Below are 15,615 nucleotides of genomic sequence, written 5' to 3'. Positions count from 1 at the left end.
CCGGACCGCCGCGCGCTCCGGTCCCTAGGCTGAGCCCATGAGCGACGCGACGGAGCGGGCACGGGTGGCTGCCGAGGCAGCGAGGCGGGCCGCCGACGAGGCACGTCGGCTCGCCGACGAAGCGGCGCGGCGAGCCGAGGAGCTCGCCGCCGCACTGGCGGTGGAGGAGCAGACGGAGCGCACCGCCGACGCGGAACCCGCGGTCGTCGGGTCCCCACCACCCACCGGCCTGGAGGCGCGGCTCACGCCCGACGCGAAGCCCGCCCCTGCGGCCGCACCGGCTCCGACCACCCCTGCCGCGGCGGCCGCACCGGCTCCGACCACCCCTGCCGCGGCGGTCGAGGCGACCGCCCCGGATCCGGTGGCGACGGCGGCGACCGGCGCCGCGCCTCCCGTCCGGGGTGGGACCGGACCGCTCGGACCGGACGCGGTCTCGGCGATCCGTGACGGCTACGCCGTCGACGGCGGTGCGATCGAACTCGGTGCACTGGTCAACGGCGCAGCGGTGCCCGAGGTGCAGGTCCGCATCCCGCTCGCGATGCTGAACCGGCACGGGCTGGTGGCCGGGGCGACCGGTACCGGCAAGACCCGCACGCTGCAGGTGCTCGCCGAGCAGATCGCGGCGAACGGGGTGCCGGTGTTCGCCGCCGACATCAAGGGCGACCTGTCGGGTCTGGCCGTCGCGGGGCAGGCGACCGACAAGCTGCTCGACCGCACCGCGGGCATCGGCCAGCAGTGGCAGGGCGTCGCGAGCCAGGCCGAGCTGTTCTCGCTGGGCGGGCAGGGTACGGGCGTGCCGATCCGTGCCACCGTCTCCGGGTTCGGGCCGCTGCTGCTGTCGAAGGTGCTCGGCCTGAACGACACGCAGGAGTCCTCGCTCGGTCTGGTGTTCCACTACGCCACGCAGCAGGGTCTGGCGCTGGTGGACCTCGACGACCTGCGGAGCGTGCTGACGTTCCTGGTGAGCGAGCAGGGCAAAGGGGAACTCGCCGAGCTCGGGGGCCTGTCGAAGCAGACCGCCGGGGTGATCCTGCGCGAGCTCGTCACCTTCGCCGACCAGGGCGCCGACCGGTTCTTCGGGGCGCCCGAGATCGACACGCAGGTGTTCCTGCGGACGGCGGCGGACGGGCGGGGGATCGTCAGCCTGCTCGAGGTGCCCGGTGTGCAGGACCGGCCGGAGGTCTTCTCGACGTTCCTGATGTGGTTGCTGGCGGACCTGTTCAACGAGCTGCCCGAGGTCGGCGACCAGGACGAGCCGAAGCTCGTGTTCTTCCTGGACGAGGCGCACCTGCTGTTCAACGGGGCGTCGAAGGACTTCACCGAGCAGATCGTGCGGACCGTGCGGCTCATCCGGTCGAAGGGCGTCGGGGTCTTCTTCGTGACGCAGACCCCGAAGGACGTGCCGAACGACGTGCTGGCGCAGCTCGGGTCTCGCATCCAGCACCAGCTCCGCGCCCACACCCCGGACGACGCGAAGGCGCTCCGGGCGACGGTGTCGACCTACCCGACGAGTGACTACGACCTGGGCGAGGTCCTCACGTCGCTCGCGACCGGCGAAGCGATCGTCACGGTGATGAACGAGCGGGGCGCACCGACCCCCGTCGCGTGGACCCGGCTGCGCGCACCCCAGGGGTCGATGGACCCGATGCCGGCCGACGAGATGGCCGCGCGGGTGCAGGCCTCACCGCTCCTGTCGACCTACGGCACCCGCGTCGATCCGGACTCGGCGCGCGAGGTGCTCGCGCGCCGGATGGAGGCGGCGGCCGCTGCAGCCGACGCCGCTGCCGCAGCCGACGAGGCAGCTGCCGCCGCGGCGGACGCATCGGCGGATGCCCAGCAGGAGTACGAGCGGCAGCAGCGGGAGTTCGAGCGGGCCGAGCGAGCGTCGGACGCCCGGCGGTCCGGTCGGTCCGGCGGCTCCGGTCGGTCGGGCGGGACGCAGCGGTCCGGGACGCGGCGGTCCGGGACGCGGCGATCCGCGGGGGACCCGCTGTCGGACCTGCTCGGCTCCGGGCTGGGCGGGACCATCGCGAAGGAAGTGGTGCGCGGGATCTTCTCGACGCTGCGGCGTCGGCGCTGACTGGTGCCGCGCTGACCGGTGCGGTGCTGACCGGTGCCGTGCTGACGGGTGCCGTGCGGTGGCCGCTGGCCGGTCCGCCGGTGGGTCAGGGGGCGTTGAGGCCGGCGAACTCGACGGCGAGCAACCCGCCGACGACCAGCACGACGAGGCCGCCGACGAGCAGGAACGCCGACCGCTGCTCGTACCAGGCGCGGCTCGTCGGGTAGCGCTTCGCGAAGGTGCGGGAGGAGACCGGCCGCGACTCTTCGACGACCTGCACGCCGAGCGCGTCGACCACCCGGTCGAGCCCGTCGTCGCCCCACACGTCGGCGCGGAGCCGGAAGAGGTGGGTGCCGGTCCGGTCGAACGCGACGAGTTCCCGCACGGTCCGGTCCACGGACGAGCCGAAGGTCGTGGCGAGCACCAGGCTGTGCACGCGGTCGCGGGGGATCCGACGGTGCGCCGTGAGGACGCCACGGATCGTCAGACCGTCGTCGTCGATCCCGATGAACGCGGTGTGCAGTCGGACGAACACGATGCCGACGGCCGCGGCCATCGCGACGACGATGCCGGCGAACACGGCCCACGTGCGGAACGGGAACGAGACCCAGACCAGGGCGACGGCGAGCGGCACGGCCGAGAAGGCGATGCTCAGCGCGGTGGAACGGACGAGGGACCGGCGCGGACGGAGGACCGTGTCGAAGACGGCGGGCCGCACGGGCACTGCGGGCACGGTGGTGTCCCCCATGGCGCGTCTCCTCGTCCCCTCGGGTGTTCCGGGCACGCTGACCAGCACGCCCTCCGAGCGACGCCCCTGCCGCTCGATGCACCGCGGTCGGCTCGTCCCGGAGCCGTTCGCTCGGCCAGCATAGGCGACCGACGGGTACCGGGGACAGCCCGTTCCACCCCTGGTCGGCGTTTCCCGGCCAACCGAGGGGGAACAGGGCACGCGCTCGTCCGCAGGGTGGGGGACCGATCGACCGTGGAACGACGAAGGACCCGCACCGATCGGTGCGGGTCCTTCGTGGGTGTTGCGGTCTTGCTCGCTGCGGAGAATGGGGGATTCGAACCCCCGAGGGCTTGCACCCAACACGCTTTCCAAGCGTGCGCCATAGGCCACTAGGCGAATTCTCCTGACACCGTCTCGCGACGGCGACACCCAATGGTACAGGTTCTCCGAGGTGCTCACGACCGCGTGTCGTCGGCAACGGTGCTCCCAGATGTCGTGACATGTGCGGCGACTACCCTGGGCCTCGTGTCGACCCGCATCTACATCACGTCAGCAGAAGGGCACACGGGCAAGAGCACCGTCGCCCTCGGTGTCCTCGAGACCCTCGCCCGGTCCGTCGGCCGCGTCGGCGTGTTCCGGCCCGTCGCCCGCTCGGTCGTCGAACCCGACTACGTGCTCGAGCTGCTGCTGCAGCACACGGCCGTCGGCATCTCGTACGACGACGCGGTCGGGGTCACCTACGACGACGTGCACGCCGACCCCGAGGCGGCGCTCGGCACCATCGTCACCCGGTTCGCCCAGGTCGAGCGGCAGTGCGACGCCGTCGTGGTGCTCGGGTCCGACTACACCGACGTGGGCAGCCCCACCGAGCTGTCCTTCAACGCGAAGGTCGCCGCGAACCTCGGCGCTCCGGTGCTCCTCGTGCTCGGTGGCCGCGACGCCGCCGAACGAGCGGCCCGCACCCCCGAGGGCATGGCGCAGGTGGCGGACGTCACGACGAGCGAGCTGCGGGCGGCACACGCGCAGCTGTTCGGCGTCGTGGTGAACCGTGCCGACCCGGACGCCCTCGCCGCCATCGTGACGAGCGTCGAGCAGGCCGTGCACGACGACCACCCCGACGTCCCGGTGTGGGCGATCCCCGAGGACCGTGTGCTCGTCGCCCCGACGGTCCGCGCCCTGCTGCAGGCCACCGGCGCCACCCTGGTCCGCGGTGACGACGCCCTGCTCGACCGTGAGGCCCTCGGTACCGTCGTCGCGGGCATGAGCATGGAGAACGTGCTGCCCCGGCTGATCGAGGGCGGCATCGTCGTCGTCCCCGGTGACCGGAGCGACGTCCTCATCGCCACGCTGCTCGCCAACCAGTCCGAGACGTTCCCGAGCCTGGCCGGCGTCATCCTGAACGGCGGGTTCGAGATCGCCCCGCAGGTGTCCCGGCTGCTCGAGGGCCTGTCGAGCTCGCTGCCGATCGCGCAGAACGACCTCGGCACCTACGACACCGCCCTCCGGATCACCCAGACCCGGGGCCGCCTGGCCGCCGACTCGCCCCGGAAGGCCGACCTCGCGCTCGCCCTGTTCGAGCAGCACGTCGACGCCGAGGCCCTGCGCGACCGCCTGCAGCTCGCTCCGTCCGGGGTCGTCACCCCGCTCATGTTCGAGCACGGCCTGCTCGACCGGGCGCGCAGCTACGGCAAGCGCATCGTCCTGCCCGAGGGCGAGGACGACCGCATCCTCCGCGCCGCCTCCACCCTGCTGCAGCGCCAGGTCTGCGAGCTGACGATCCTCGGCGACCCCGCGGCCATCCGCACGCGGGCCACCGAGCTCGGCCTCGACCTCGAGGCCGCGCAGCTCGTCTCGCCGTTCGACCCCGAGCTGCGTGAGCGCTTCGCCGAGGAGTACACCCGGCTCCGTGCCCACAAGGGGATGTCGATCGAGCTCGCCCGCGACACCGTCACCGACGTCTCGTACTTCGGCACGATGATGGTGCAGCTCGGGCTCGCCGACGGCATGGTCTCCGGCGCGAAGCACACCACCGCGCACACCATCCGGCCGTCGTTCGAGATCATCAAGACCCGTCCGGACACCTCGATCGTGTCGAGTGTGTTCCTGATGGCGCTCGCCGACCGCGTGCTCGTCTACGGCGACTGCGCGGTGATCCCGGACCCGACGAGCGAGCAGCTCGCCGACATCGCGATCTCGTCCGCCGAGACCGCGACCCAGTTCGGCATCGACCCCCGAGTCGCGATGCTCAGCTACTCCACCGGCGACAGCGGCTCCGGAGCCGACGTCGACAAGGTGCGCGCCGGCACCGCGTTCGTGCGGGAACGCCGGCCAGACCTGCTCGTCGAAGGCCCGATCCAGTACGACGCCGCAGCCGACCCCACGGTCGCGTCGACCAAGATGCCGGACTCCCCGGTCGCCGGCCGCGCGACGGTGTTCATCTTCCCGGACCTCAACACCGGCAACAACACGTACAAGGCCGTGCAGCGCTCGGCCGGCGCCGTGGCGATCGGCCCGGTCCTGCAGGGCCTGCGCAAGCCGATCAACGACCTGTCGCGCGGCGCCCTGGTGGGCGACATCGTGAACACCGTCGCGATCACCGCGATCCAGGCCGGCACCGCGACCGACGCGGCCTGACCGCCCGACCCGCACCGCGCCTCCAGGCCCGACAGAAAGTGACCACCCCGTGACCGCAGCCCTCGTCGTCAACTCCGGCTCGAGTTCGTTCAAGTACCAGCTCATCGAACTCGAGGACGAGCGCACGCTCGCCTCCGGGCTCGTCGAGCGCATCGGCGAGCCCGCCGGGGCCTGGAAGCACACCAACGCGCTGACGGGGGAGTCGTCGTCGAACGACGCCGCGTCGGTGCCCGACCACGCGGCCGGTTTCCAGGCGATGATCGACGCGTTCGCGAAGGTGGGCCCGTCGTTCGACGAGCACCCGCCCGCCGTCGTCGGCCACCGCGTCGTGCACGGCGGGACCACCTTCGACCGCGCGACGGTCGTCACGGACCAGGTCGAGCAGCAGATCGAGGACCTCAACAGCCTCGCACCGCTGCACAACCCCGCGAACCTCGAGGGGATCCGCGCCGCGAAGCAGGTCTTCTCGGACGTCCCGCACGTCGCCGTGTTCGACACCGCGTTCCACCAGACGATGCCGCCGCACGCGTACACGTACGCGATCCCCGCCGACCTGGCCGCCGAGTACGGGATCCGCCGCTACGGCATGCACGGCACCAGCCACAAGTACGTCTCCGAGCAGGCCGCGGAGTTCCTCGACCGGCCACTCGCCGAGCTCAAGACGATCGTGCTGCACCTGGGCAACGGTGCCTCGGTCGCGGCGATCGACGGCGGGAAGTCCATCGAGACCTCGATGGGGCTGACCCCGCTCGAGGGGCTCGTCATGGGCACCCGTTCCGGCGACCTCGACCCCGCTGTGCTCATCCACCTGCACCGCGAGGCCGGGATGACCTTCGACGAGCTCGACACCATGCTCAACAAGCGGTCCGGTCTGCTCGGCCTGACCGGCAACGGCGACATGCGGGACGTGCAGGACGCCGCCACCAAGGGCGACGAGCAGGCGGAGGCGGCGCTCGCCGTGTACCGCCACCGCATCCGTCGGTACGTGGGCGCCTACACGGCACAGCTCGGCGGCCTCGACGCGGTCGTGTTCACGGCGGGGGTCGGCGAGAACAACGCGCTGCTGCGGCGGCGCGTGCTCGCGGGGCTCGAGCACCTGGGCATCGAGATCGACCCGGACCGCAACGAGCTGGCGTCGCGCGACGCCCGCCGCATCTCCACCGACGGCTCACGGGTCGCGGTGCTCGTGATCCCGACGAACGAGGAGCTCGAGATCGCCCGGCAGTCGGCCGCGGTCGCGCTCTGACGCGTGGGGCGCGTGGGGCGCGTGTCGCCTCGCGTCGGCGCGCCGGCAGGCTGCGGACGGGAGGCGCGGGGCGGGCTGGCTCCGTGCCTCCCGCCCGTCCGTGGGGCGCGTCCACCGCACGGTGCGGCCGGCGCCGACCGGTCAGGTCAGGGCGCCCAGCGCCGCCGGGATCGGGGTGTCGCCGCTGGTGACCTCGAACTGCACGCCGACCGCGGCGTCGTCGAGCAGGGCGTGCAGGACGACGGTCGCGACGTCCGCACGAGGGATCGAGCCGCGCGGGACGGTCCGGCCGACGTGGACCGTGCCCTGCGGCGGCGTGTCGAGCAGACCGCCGGGACGCACGATCGTCCAGCGGAGGCGTCGGGCCCGCAGGTTCGCGTCCGCCTCGGCCTTCGCCCGCAGGTAGACCTGGAACACCGCGGCGTCGTCCTGCGCGGGCACGACGGCGAGCTCGGGGTCGTAGGTGTCGGCCGCCATCGCGGAGATCATCACGTAGCGCTCGATGCCGGCACGCTCGGCGGCGTCGGCGAGCAGGATCGCACCGTTACGGTCGACGGTGAGCTTCCGCTCGGCGCCGCTGTTCGGCCCGGCACCGGCGGCGAACACCACGGCATCGACACCGCGCAGGCGGAGCGCGAGGTCGTCGTCGCCGAGCTGCTCCAGGTCGGCGACGATCGCACGCGCCCCCTGTTGCTCGACGTCGGCCACGTGCGCGGGGTTGCGGACGATCGCGACGGCGTCGTGGCCGGCGTCGGTGATCTGGCGGGCGAGGAGCAGGGCGATCTGGCCGTGTCCTCCGGCGATGGCGATCTTCATGTGTTCGAGTCTGCCCGTCGCGTCCGGTAGACTTCTCGGCGGCTCCTCACGTGACGCCATCCAGGCCAACTCCCCCAGGGCGGAAACGCAGCAAGGGTAACCAGGCTCTGGCGGGTGCGTGAGGAGTCTTCTTCGTTCCGGGTCGAGTCAGCTCCCCGGTGTCGCCCCCCGTTCGGGAGGTCTCGCGTCCTTTTTCTTCGATGCTTGCGGACAGCTTCCTGATCATGTGTAAAGATCTGCCTCAGGAATCCCCAACCAGGATTCCGACCCTCCACCGCCTCACCAGCGGAGGAGCCTCCACCGCCTCACCAGCGGTGGATTCCGAGGATCAGGTGGCGGGCGCGCCCGCCAGGAAAAGAGACACGCATGCGCAGGCACGCGTCGCTGCCCGGTACCCCCGTACCCTCCGCAGCGGACGAACGGACACGACGGATCACCCGCGCCGACGGCCGAGCTCGAGGACGAGCGACGGACGGTCGGCGGCTCCTCCTGCGCGGCGGCGTCGTCGCCACGGTGACGGCGCTCATCGCCGCCACCGTGGCGATCCAACCCGCTGCGGCCGCCCAGACCGACGTCGCCGAGGCCGAGGGGCTGCTGCTCAGCGGCTCCGGCATCGTGAACGCCGACGCGGTCGCCCAGCTCGGCGGCGCGTACTCCGCACGTGGCGCGAGCTCCGGCGGCGGCACCACGAACCAGCCGCTCAACCTGACGGCGCTCAACGCGGTCGGGGTGGACCTCGGCAACGACGTCGACCTGCTCGGCCCGAACGGCATCCTGACCCTCGGCGTCGACGGTCAGTACGCCACGACCTCGGCCGCGGGCGCGACCGCGTCGTCGGGGCTCCTGACGAACGACGGCGGCATCGGGGTCGGCACCGGATCCGGCACCGGCGCCGCGACGGTCAACCTCAACCCGCTGTTCTCGCGCGTCGGCGCCGACACCACGGTGCTGTCGAACGCGCAGCTGCGGGTCGGGGCCCTGGCGTCCCGGATCCAGGCGACGCGCGGCACCACGGTCGGGACGACGACGGACTACCGGATCGCCGGCGCGGACCTGAACCTGACGAGCCCGGCGGTCGCCGGACTCAGCACCGCGCTCCGGAACGACCTGCGCACCTTCTCGGGCACGGTGAACTCCGCGGTCGGTGCCGACGGCGCGCTGTCCGGCACGACCACGGCGCTGACGGGCGAACTGCAGCGGCTCCTCCGCACGACGAGCCTCGGACTCGTGAACGTCAACGGAACGACGGTCACCGCGACCGTCGACCTGAACCTCGACGACACCCTGACCCGTGTGCTGCAGCAGCCGCTCACGGACGGTGCGGTGACGATCACCCCGTCGACCGGCGCGATCACGGTCGACCTCGACCGGCTCACCACGCTCAACGGTCAGCCGGCGAACACGTCGGTGCTGACTGAAGCGGCCGTGAGCTCGATCAACCGGAGCATCACGACGATCCTCGGCACGCAGCTGCCGACGGCGCTGCAGACCGCGGTCGTCAACACGATCAACTCGACCGCCGTGCGGGTGAACGTCACCGCGAACGTCAACCTCGCGGGCATCCCGCTCACCGCACTGGCCCTCCGCGCGGACACCACGCTCGGCGCCCTCGCCGGCACGTCGCCCGCCACCGCGACGGTGACCGCGACGGGTGGGCCCCTCGGGCTGAACGTGCTCGGCGCCCTGCTCGCCCCGGCGGTCAACACCGTCGTCATCCCGGCGCTGCAGACCATCGTGCGTCCCCTGGTGACGGGCACGGCCCTGACGAACCTCGGCACGACGCTCACGGCGACGACCTCGGCCGTCTCCACCCTGCTGAGCCCCGTCGTGCTGCTGCTCCGTCAGGTCGTCGACCTCACCGTGAACGCGCAGGACACCACCGGCTTCCGCGACCCCCGTGGGTACGACACCGGATCGCGGAGCGTGCACGCCCTGCGGCTCTCCGTGCTCCCCGGGGCGAACGTCGCCACCGTGGACCTCGCCACGTCGACCGTGCGCGCCACGGCGTTCGCGGCTCCGACCATCACGGCGCCCACGGCCGGACAGCAGTTCACCGTGCCGTCGGCGACCTCGACCCGCAGCGTCGTCGTGAGCGGGGCCGGGGAGCCCGGCGCCACCGTGGCCGTCAGCCTCGGTGGGGACCGGACCGGCACCGCGACCGTCGCTGCCGACGGGACCTGGACGACGACCATCGCCGACGTCCCCACCGGTGCGTACACCGCGACCGCGACCCAGACGGTCGGCGGCACCGCGGCCGGCACCGCGACGCAGGACTTCTCCGTCGTGGCCCAGCGCGCCCTGACGATCACCACCCCCACGGCCGGTCAGACCTTCACGACGACGGGGGAGACCGCCCCGGTCACCCTGACGGGCACCGCGACGGCGAACGCGCGCATCAGCGTCGACCTGGGCGCCGGCGTGACCGCGACGGGCACGGCGGACGACGCCGGCGCCTGGAGCGTCACCGTCCCCGAGGTCCCGGTGGGCGAGCAGACGGCGAGCGTCACGCAGACCGTCGGCGACACGACCTCGGCACCCGTGACCCGGTCCTTCCGGGTCGTGGCCGCGGCCGGCCTGACCGTCGACACCCCCACGGCGGACCAGGACTTCCCGCTCGCCGGCGACACCCGGTCCGTCCCGTTCTCCGGCAGTGCCCAGGCCGGTGCCCGCGTGGACGTCGACCTCGGTGACGGCCTGACCGCCACCACCCGCGCGAACGCCGACGGCACCTGGTCGACGAGCGTCACGGACGTCCCGGCCGGGGAGTACTCGGCCGAGGTCACCCAGGCCGTCGGCGGCACCACGAGTGCCCCGGTCACCCGGGACTTCACCGTGACGGCGGCCCCCGCGCTGACCATCGACGAGCCGGCCGACGGCAGCACCATCACCGTCGCCGACGAGAGCTCGACCACCCCGGTGACGGTGTCCGGCTCGGCCGCCCCGAACGCCCGGGTCACCGTCGGCATCGGTGGTTCCTTCACCGCCGCGGTGACCGCGGACGAGGACGGTGCCTGGACGACGACCTTCGCCGACGTCCCGGTCGGAGAGCGCACCGCCACTGCGCGGCAGAGCGTCGACGGCACCACGTCCGGCCCGGTGGGGACCACCTTCACCGTCGAGGCGGGCGACCCGCTCGCGATCACCTCGCCGGAGGACGGCGACGTCGTCACCGTCCTCGACGCCGACACCACCACCGACCTCGACCTGGCAGGCACGGCCGAGGCCGGCGCCGAGGTGCGGGTCTCGCTCGGCGACGGACTGACCGCCACCACGACGGCCGACGACGACGGCACCTGGACGCTGACCGTCACCGACGTCCCGGCCGGCCGGTACACGATCTCGGCGACGCAGACCGTCGGCGGGACCACCTCGCCGGCCGTCCGCCAGGTCGTCACGGTGCAGGCGGGCGCCCAGCTCGCCGTGACCGCTCCGGCGCAGGACGCCACGGTCACGGTCGCCACCGACGACTCCGTCGTCGACGTCACCGTGCGGGGCACCGCGCAGCCCGGCGCCCGCATCGAGGTCGTCCTGGACGACGGCGACGCGGTGTCCACGACGGCGAACCCGCAGGGCGCCTGGTCGGTGGTCCTCACCGACGTCGGCACCGGCGACCACACCGCGACGGTCACCCAGACCGTCGACGGTGCGACCTCGGCACCGGTGGACCGTGACTTCGCGGTCGAGGCCGGCGACGAGCTCGTCATCGTGGCACCGGGTGACGCCCAGCAGGTGCCCGCCGGCACCGGCGGCCAGGCCAACGTGGTCGTCCGCGGCACCGCGGAGCCCGGCGCGACCGTCGCCGTCACGATCGACGAGGGCGACCCCGTCGAGGTCGTCACGGACACGGCCGGCAACTGGGAGCTCCCGACCACGCAGCTCGGCATCGGCGAGCACGCCGTCGAGGCCGTGCAGACCGTGAACGGCACCGACGGCCCGGTGGTCACGCGTGACTTCACCGTGGTCCCCGGCAACGCCATCGTCATCGACACCCCGGCGAGCGGCGCACGCTTCGTCGTGGTCGACGCCGACGCCACCGCGACCGTCCGGATCACCGGCACGGCCGAGCCCGGCGCCGCGGTGACCGTCTCGGTCGGCCCCGGCACCCGGTTCACCACCACGGCTGACGACGACGGGCGGTGGGCGGTCGACGCGACCGGTCTCGCCCCGACCGGCGTCTACACGGCGTCGGCCAGCCAGGAGGTCGAGGACGTCGTGACGAGCGCCGTCCCGATCACCTTCGAGGTCGTCACGGCCAACGCGCTGACGATCACCGGTCCGGACACGGACCCGATCACGGTCGCCGGCCCCGACGTCGAGCGCGACGTCACGGTCACCGGCACCGGCCAGCCCGGTGCCGCGGTCACGGCGACCCTCGCCGGCTCCGAGGACCAGGAGACGACGGTCGGTGCCGACGGCACGTGGTCGGTCACCTTCCCCGACCTCGGCGTCGACGCGCACCAGGTCACGGTCACCCAGACCCTGGCCGGCACCGTCTCCGACCCGCGCACCTCCGACCCGGTCGAGCGCACGGTCACGATCGAGGCCGCCGAAGCCGTCACGATCACCGCACCGGGGACCGACGCGGTCCTGCTCGTGCCGGACGCCGACGCCACGCGCGACGTCGTGGTCACGGGTTCGGCGGAGCCGGGCGCGCCGGTGACGGTGCGACTCGGCGACGACGAGGCGACCACCACCGCGGACGCGGACGGCGACTGGACGGTCACGTTCGGTGGGGTCGGTGTCGGCACCCCGACGCTCACCGCCAGCCAGACGGTCGGCGGGACCACCGCCTCCAGCCCGGACCAGACCGTCACGGTGCGGGCCGGGACCGCGCTCACCATCGTGACCCCGGAGGACGGCGACGTCCTGACGGTCGCCGACACGTCCGGCACCGCCGACGTCGAGGTGACCGGTCGGGCGCAGCCCGACGCCGAGGTGACGGTCCGGCTCTCGACCGGCGAGTCCGAGACGGTGACCGCGGACGAGGACGGCCGGTGGGAGACCACCTTCCAGGACGTCCCGGTCGGTGACCACCGCGTCGCCGCGACGCAGGTCGTCGGCGGACAGACCTCGACGCCGGTGACGGCGGCGGTGTCGGTCCGTGCCGGCGCCCCGCTCGTCGTGTCCACGCCGCGGGGTGCCACCACCGTCACGGTGGCGGACGACGACGCCACCACCGGGGTGGACTTCGCCGGCACCGGGGAACCGGGCGCGACCGTCACGGTCGACCTCGGCGATGGCGGGACCGCGACGGCGACCGTGGACGAGGACGGCCGCTGGGCGACCACGGTCGAGGACGTGCCGACCGGCTCGTTCACGGCCTCGGTCACGCAGGCCCTGAACGGCACCACGAGTGCGGCGGTCGAACGACCGGTGTCCGTGGTCGCGGCTGCCGACCTGATCATCCGTGAGCCCGGCGACGACCCCATCACGGTGGCCGACGGTGACGCGACGACGACCGTGACGGTCGCCGGTGACGCCCAGCCCGGCGCCACGGTGACGGTCACCGTCGACGACCGCGACCCCGTCGCGGTCACCGCCGGTGACGACGGGTCGTGGAGCGTCGACGTGCCGGACCTCGGTGTCGGCGAGCACACCGTCGAGGTGACGCAGACCGTGGACGGCTCGACCTCGACCACCCCGGTCGGGACGACGTTCGAGATCGAGGCGGGCGCGCCCGTCGTCATCACCGAGCCGACGGCCGACCAGGAGTACACGGTCGCCGACGGGGACGGCACGACGACGGTCGACGTCGCCGGCACCGCCGAGCCGGGCGCGACCATCGTGGTCGACCTGGGCGACGGTCGCACCGAGTCGACCACCGCGGACGACGACGGCGCGTGGAGCGTCTCGGTTCCCGGTGTGCCGGCCGGCACCACGACCGTCAGCGTCACGCAGCGCGTCGACGGCACCGAGTCCGCGCCGGTGACGGTGGACGTCCGCGTCCTCGTCGCCGACCCGATCACGATCGCCACCCCGGCGGACGGGACCACGATCCGGGTCGCCCAGCGCGACTCGCTCGCGACCCTCACCGCCGCGGGGGCCGCCGAGCCCGATGCCGAGGTCCGTGTCACGATCGACGGCGGCGACGCCCGGACCGTGACCGCGACCGACGCCGGCACCTGGAGCGTCGACCTGCCGGACACCGCCGTCGGCGAGCACACGATCCGTGCGACCCAGACGGTCGACGGCTCGACGTCCGCAGCGGTGCGCAGCACCTTCACCGTCGCACCCGGTGCGGCGCTGACGGTCACCGCCCCGGCGGACGACACCACGTTCACCGTGCCGAGCACCGACCCCACCGCGACCGTCCCGGTCGGCGGCGAGGGCCAGCCCGGCGCGACGGTCCGCGTCGTCCTCGACGACGCCGACCCGGTCGTGGTCCGTGTCGGCACCGACGGACGGTGGGAGACCACGCTGGTCGACGTGCCGGCGGGCGAGCACACGCTCGTCGTCAGCCAGGTCGTGAACGGCACGACGTCCGACGCGATCGAGCGTGACGTGACCGTCGTGGTCGCCGCCGCGGACGCGATCGTCGTGACCAGCCCGGCCGACGGCGCCGACCACCGGGTGCTCGGCGGCTCGACCGACGTGCGCGTGACCGGTACCTCGGCACCGAACGCCGCGGTCTCGGTCCGCATCGACGACGGCACCGCGGTCACGACGACCGCGGACGACGACGGCGCGTGGTCCGTGACGGTGCCGGACGTCGCCGAGGGGACCCACACCGTCGCCGCCAGCCAGACGGTCGACGGTGCCACCACCGACGCCCCGCGGGTCGGCTTCACCGTGACGGCCGCGACGCCGGTCGTCATCTCGAGCCCGACCGACGGCCAGGCGTTCCCGACCACGGGGTCGACGACGTCGGTCCCGGTGAGCGGTACCGCCGAGCCCGGTGCGACCGTCACGGTCGACGTCGACGGCCGGAGCGCGACGACGACCGCCGGTGACGACGGTTCGTGGACGGTCACGATCGGTGGCGTCCCGCTCGGGGACCACACGGTGTCGGTGACGCAGACGGTCGGCGGTCGGACCTCCGACCCGGTGACCGCCGACGTCACGGTCGTGGCCGCGCAGGAGACGGGCATCGTCATCACGAGCCCCGACCCCGGGCAGCTGATCCCGGCGGACGGGTTCGGGGACACCGGCTCGTTCACGGTGACCGGTCAGGCCACCCCCGGCGCCGCGGTGACGGTGACCCTGTCCACGGGGCAGGTCCGCGCCACCACCGCCGACGACGAGGGTGCGTGGAGCGTCGTGTTCGAGCGCGTCCCCGAGGGGGAGTGGACGATCAGCGCCACGCAGTCGGTGAACGGCACGACCTCGGCGGCGCCGCAGGTGCCGATCGTGGTCGACACCCTGGAGCCGCTCGCGGTCACCTCGCCGACACCGGGTTCGCAGTACACGGCGGACGAGGACGGTGACCACGACCTGATGGTCACCGGTACCGCGGAGCCCGGCGCGACCGTCACCGTGCAGCCGATGGGCCGCGACGCGGTCGCCACGACGGCCGACGAGGACGGCACGTGGTGGGTCATGGTCGGGCTGCCGGTCGGCGGGCACATGCTGCGCGTCACCCAGTCGGTCGGCGGGTTCACCTCGCAGGCGCAGATGCTCCGCGTCATGGTGATGGACGACGCCGTGGACCCGGAGGAGCCGGGCACGCCCGGTACCCCCGGAACGCCCGGTACGCCCGGGACGCCCGGTACGCCCGGACTGCCCGGCACGCCGGGGACCGGCGGGGGCTCCGGGACCGGTATCGGGGCCGGCAACGGCACCGGCGGCGGCTCCGGGAACGGCTCCGGCAACGGGATCGGTGGCTCCGGCAACGGCACCGGTGACCTCGCCTGGACCGGCGCGGACGTCGTCCCGATCGCCGGCACCGCGGCGGGCCTGGTGGCCCTCGGGTTCCTGCTGCTGGGGCTCTCCCGCCTCGCCCGCGGGTTCCGTCGCCGCACCCGCGGCTGAGTCCGCACCAGCGTCACACACCGCGCCTCCCGCCCGTCGACCAGACGGACGGGAGGCGCGGTGCCGTCCGGGCGCTCGGCCCACCGCCTGTGGGTGGTCCGGCCCGGCGGGACGACCTGTGGACGGGCACGCGGGTTGTCGGTCGTGACGGCTACCCTTGTC

Annotated in this window: 6 protein-coding genes, 1 tRNA gene and 1 other RNA gene; 5 read left to right on the top strand and 3 right to left on the bottom strand. The window is 73.4% G+C overall.

All coding sequences use genetic code 11. The annotated features are described in order from the left end of the window. Positions 1-37 precede the first annotated feature (37 nt). On the top strand, positions 38-2,080 hold the full coding sequence (locus ORG17_RS11910) for a helicase HerA-like domain-containing protein (RefSeq protein WP_214525988.1): 2,043 nt from the start codon (positions 38-40) through the stop codon (positions 2,078-2,080). 85 nt (positions 2,081-2,165) lie between these two features. Here the strand turns inward: ORG17_RS11910 and ORG17_RS11905 are convergent, their stop codons facing one another. Together ORG17_RS11905 and ORG17_RS11900 are read right to left on the bottom strand one after the other, a co-directional pair. Beyond that, complete coding sequence (locus ORG17_RS11905; protein ID WP_027466388.1) at positions 2,166-2,807, bottom strand: YdbT family protein; 642 nt, start codon at positions 2,805-2,807, stop codon at positions 2,166-2,168. Between the two features lie 301 nt (positions 2,808-3,108). Next, positions 3,109-3,193, bottom strand: a tRNA-Ser gene (locus tag ORG17_RS11900). Positions 3,194-3,314: 121 nt separating this feature from the next. Between ORG17_RS11900 and pta the strand changes: the two genes are divergently transcribed. Together pta and ORG17_RS11890 are read left to right on the top strand one after the other, a co-directional pair. Next, complete coding sequence (pta, locus tag ORG17_RS11895) at positions 3,315-5,423, top strand: phosphate acetyltransferase (RefSeq protein ID WP_071405020.1); 2,109 nt, start codon at positions 3,315-3,317, stop codon at positions 5,421-5,423. 49 nt (positions 5,424-5,472) lie between these two features. Beyond that, positions 5,473-6,669 carry an acetate/propionate family kinase gene (locus ORG17_RS11890; RefSeq protein WP_214525987.1) on the top strand — a complete coding sequence of 399 codons (1,197 nt, stop codon included), beginning with the start codon at positions 5,473-5,475 and terminating at the stop codon, positions 6,667-6,669. Positions 6,670-6,810: 141 nt separating this feature from the next. Here ORG17_RS11890 and ORG17_RS11885 read toward each other — a convergent pair whose 3' ends face one another. Continuing rightward, positions 6,811-7,485, bottom strand: a complete 675-nt coding sequence (locus ORG17_RS11885; protein WP_214525986.1) for an SDR family oxidoreductase — start codon at positions 7,483-7,485, stop codon at positions 6,811-6,813. 37 nt (positions 7,486-7,522) lie between these two features. Here ORG17_RS11885 and ffs point away from each other — a divergent pair. Beyond that, positions 7,523-7,619: signal recognition particle sRNA small type (ffs, locus tag ORG17_RS11880), an RNA gene on the top strand. A gap of 232 nt (positions 7,620-7,851) precedes the next feature. Then, positions 7,852-15,453 carry a choice-of-anchor G family protein gene (locus ORG17_RS11875; protein ID WP_214525985.1) on the top strand — a complete coding sequence of 2,534 codons (7,602 nt, stop codon included), beginning with the start codon at positions 7,852-7,854 and terminating at the stop codon, positions 15,451-15,453. The last annotated feature ends 162 nt before the right edge of the window (positions 15,454-15,615 follow it).

It is taken from the genome of Curtobacterium flaccumfaciens pv. betae (assembly GCF_026241855.1).
Taxonomy (GTDB): domain Bacteria; phylum Actinomycetota; class Actinomycetes; order Actinomycetales; family Microbacteriaceae; genus Curtobacterium; species Curtobacterium flaccumfaciens.
This window is presented reverse-complemented; position numbering and strand designations above follow the sequence as displayed.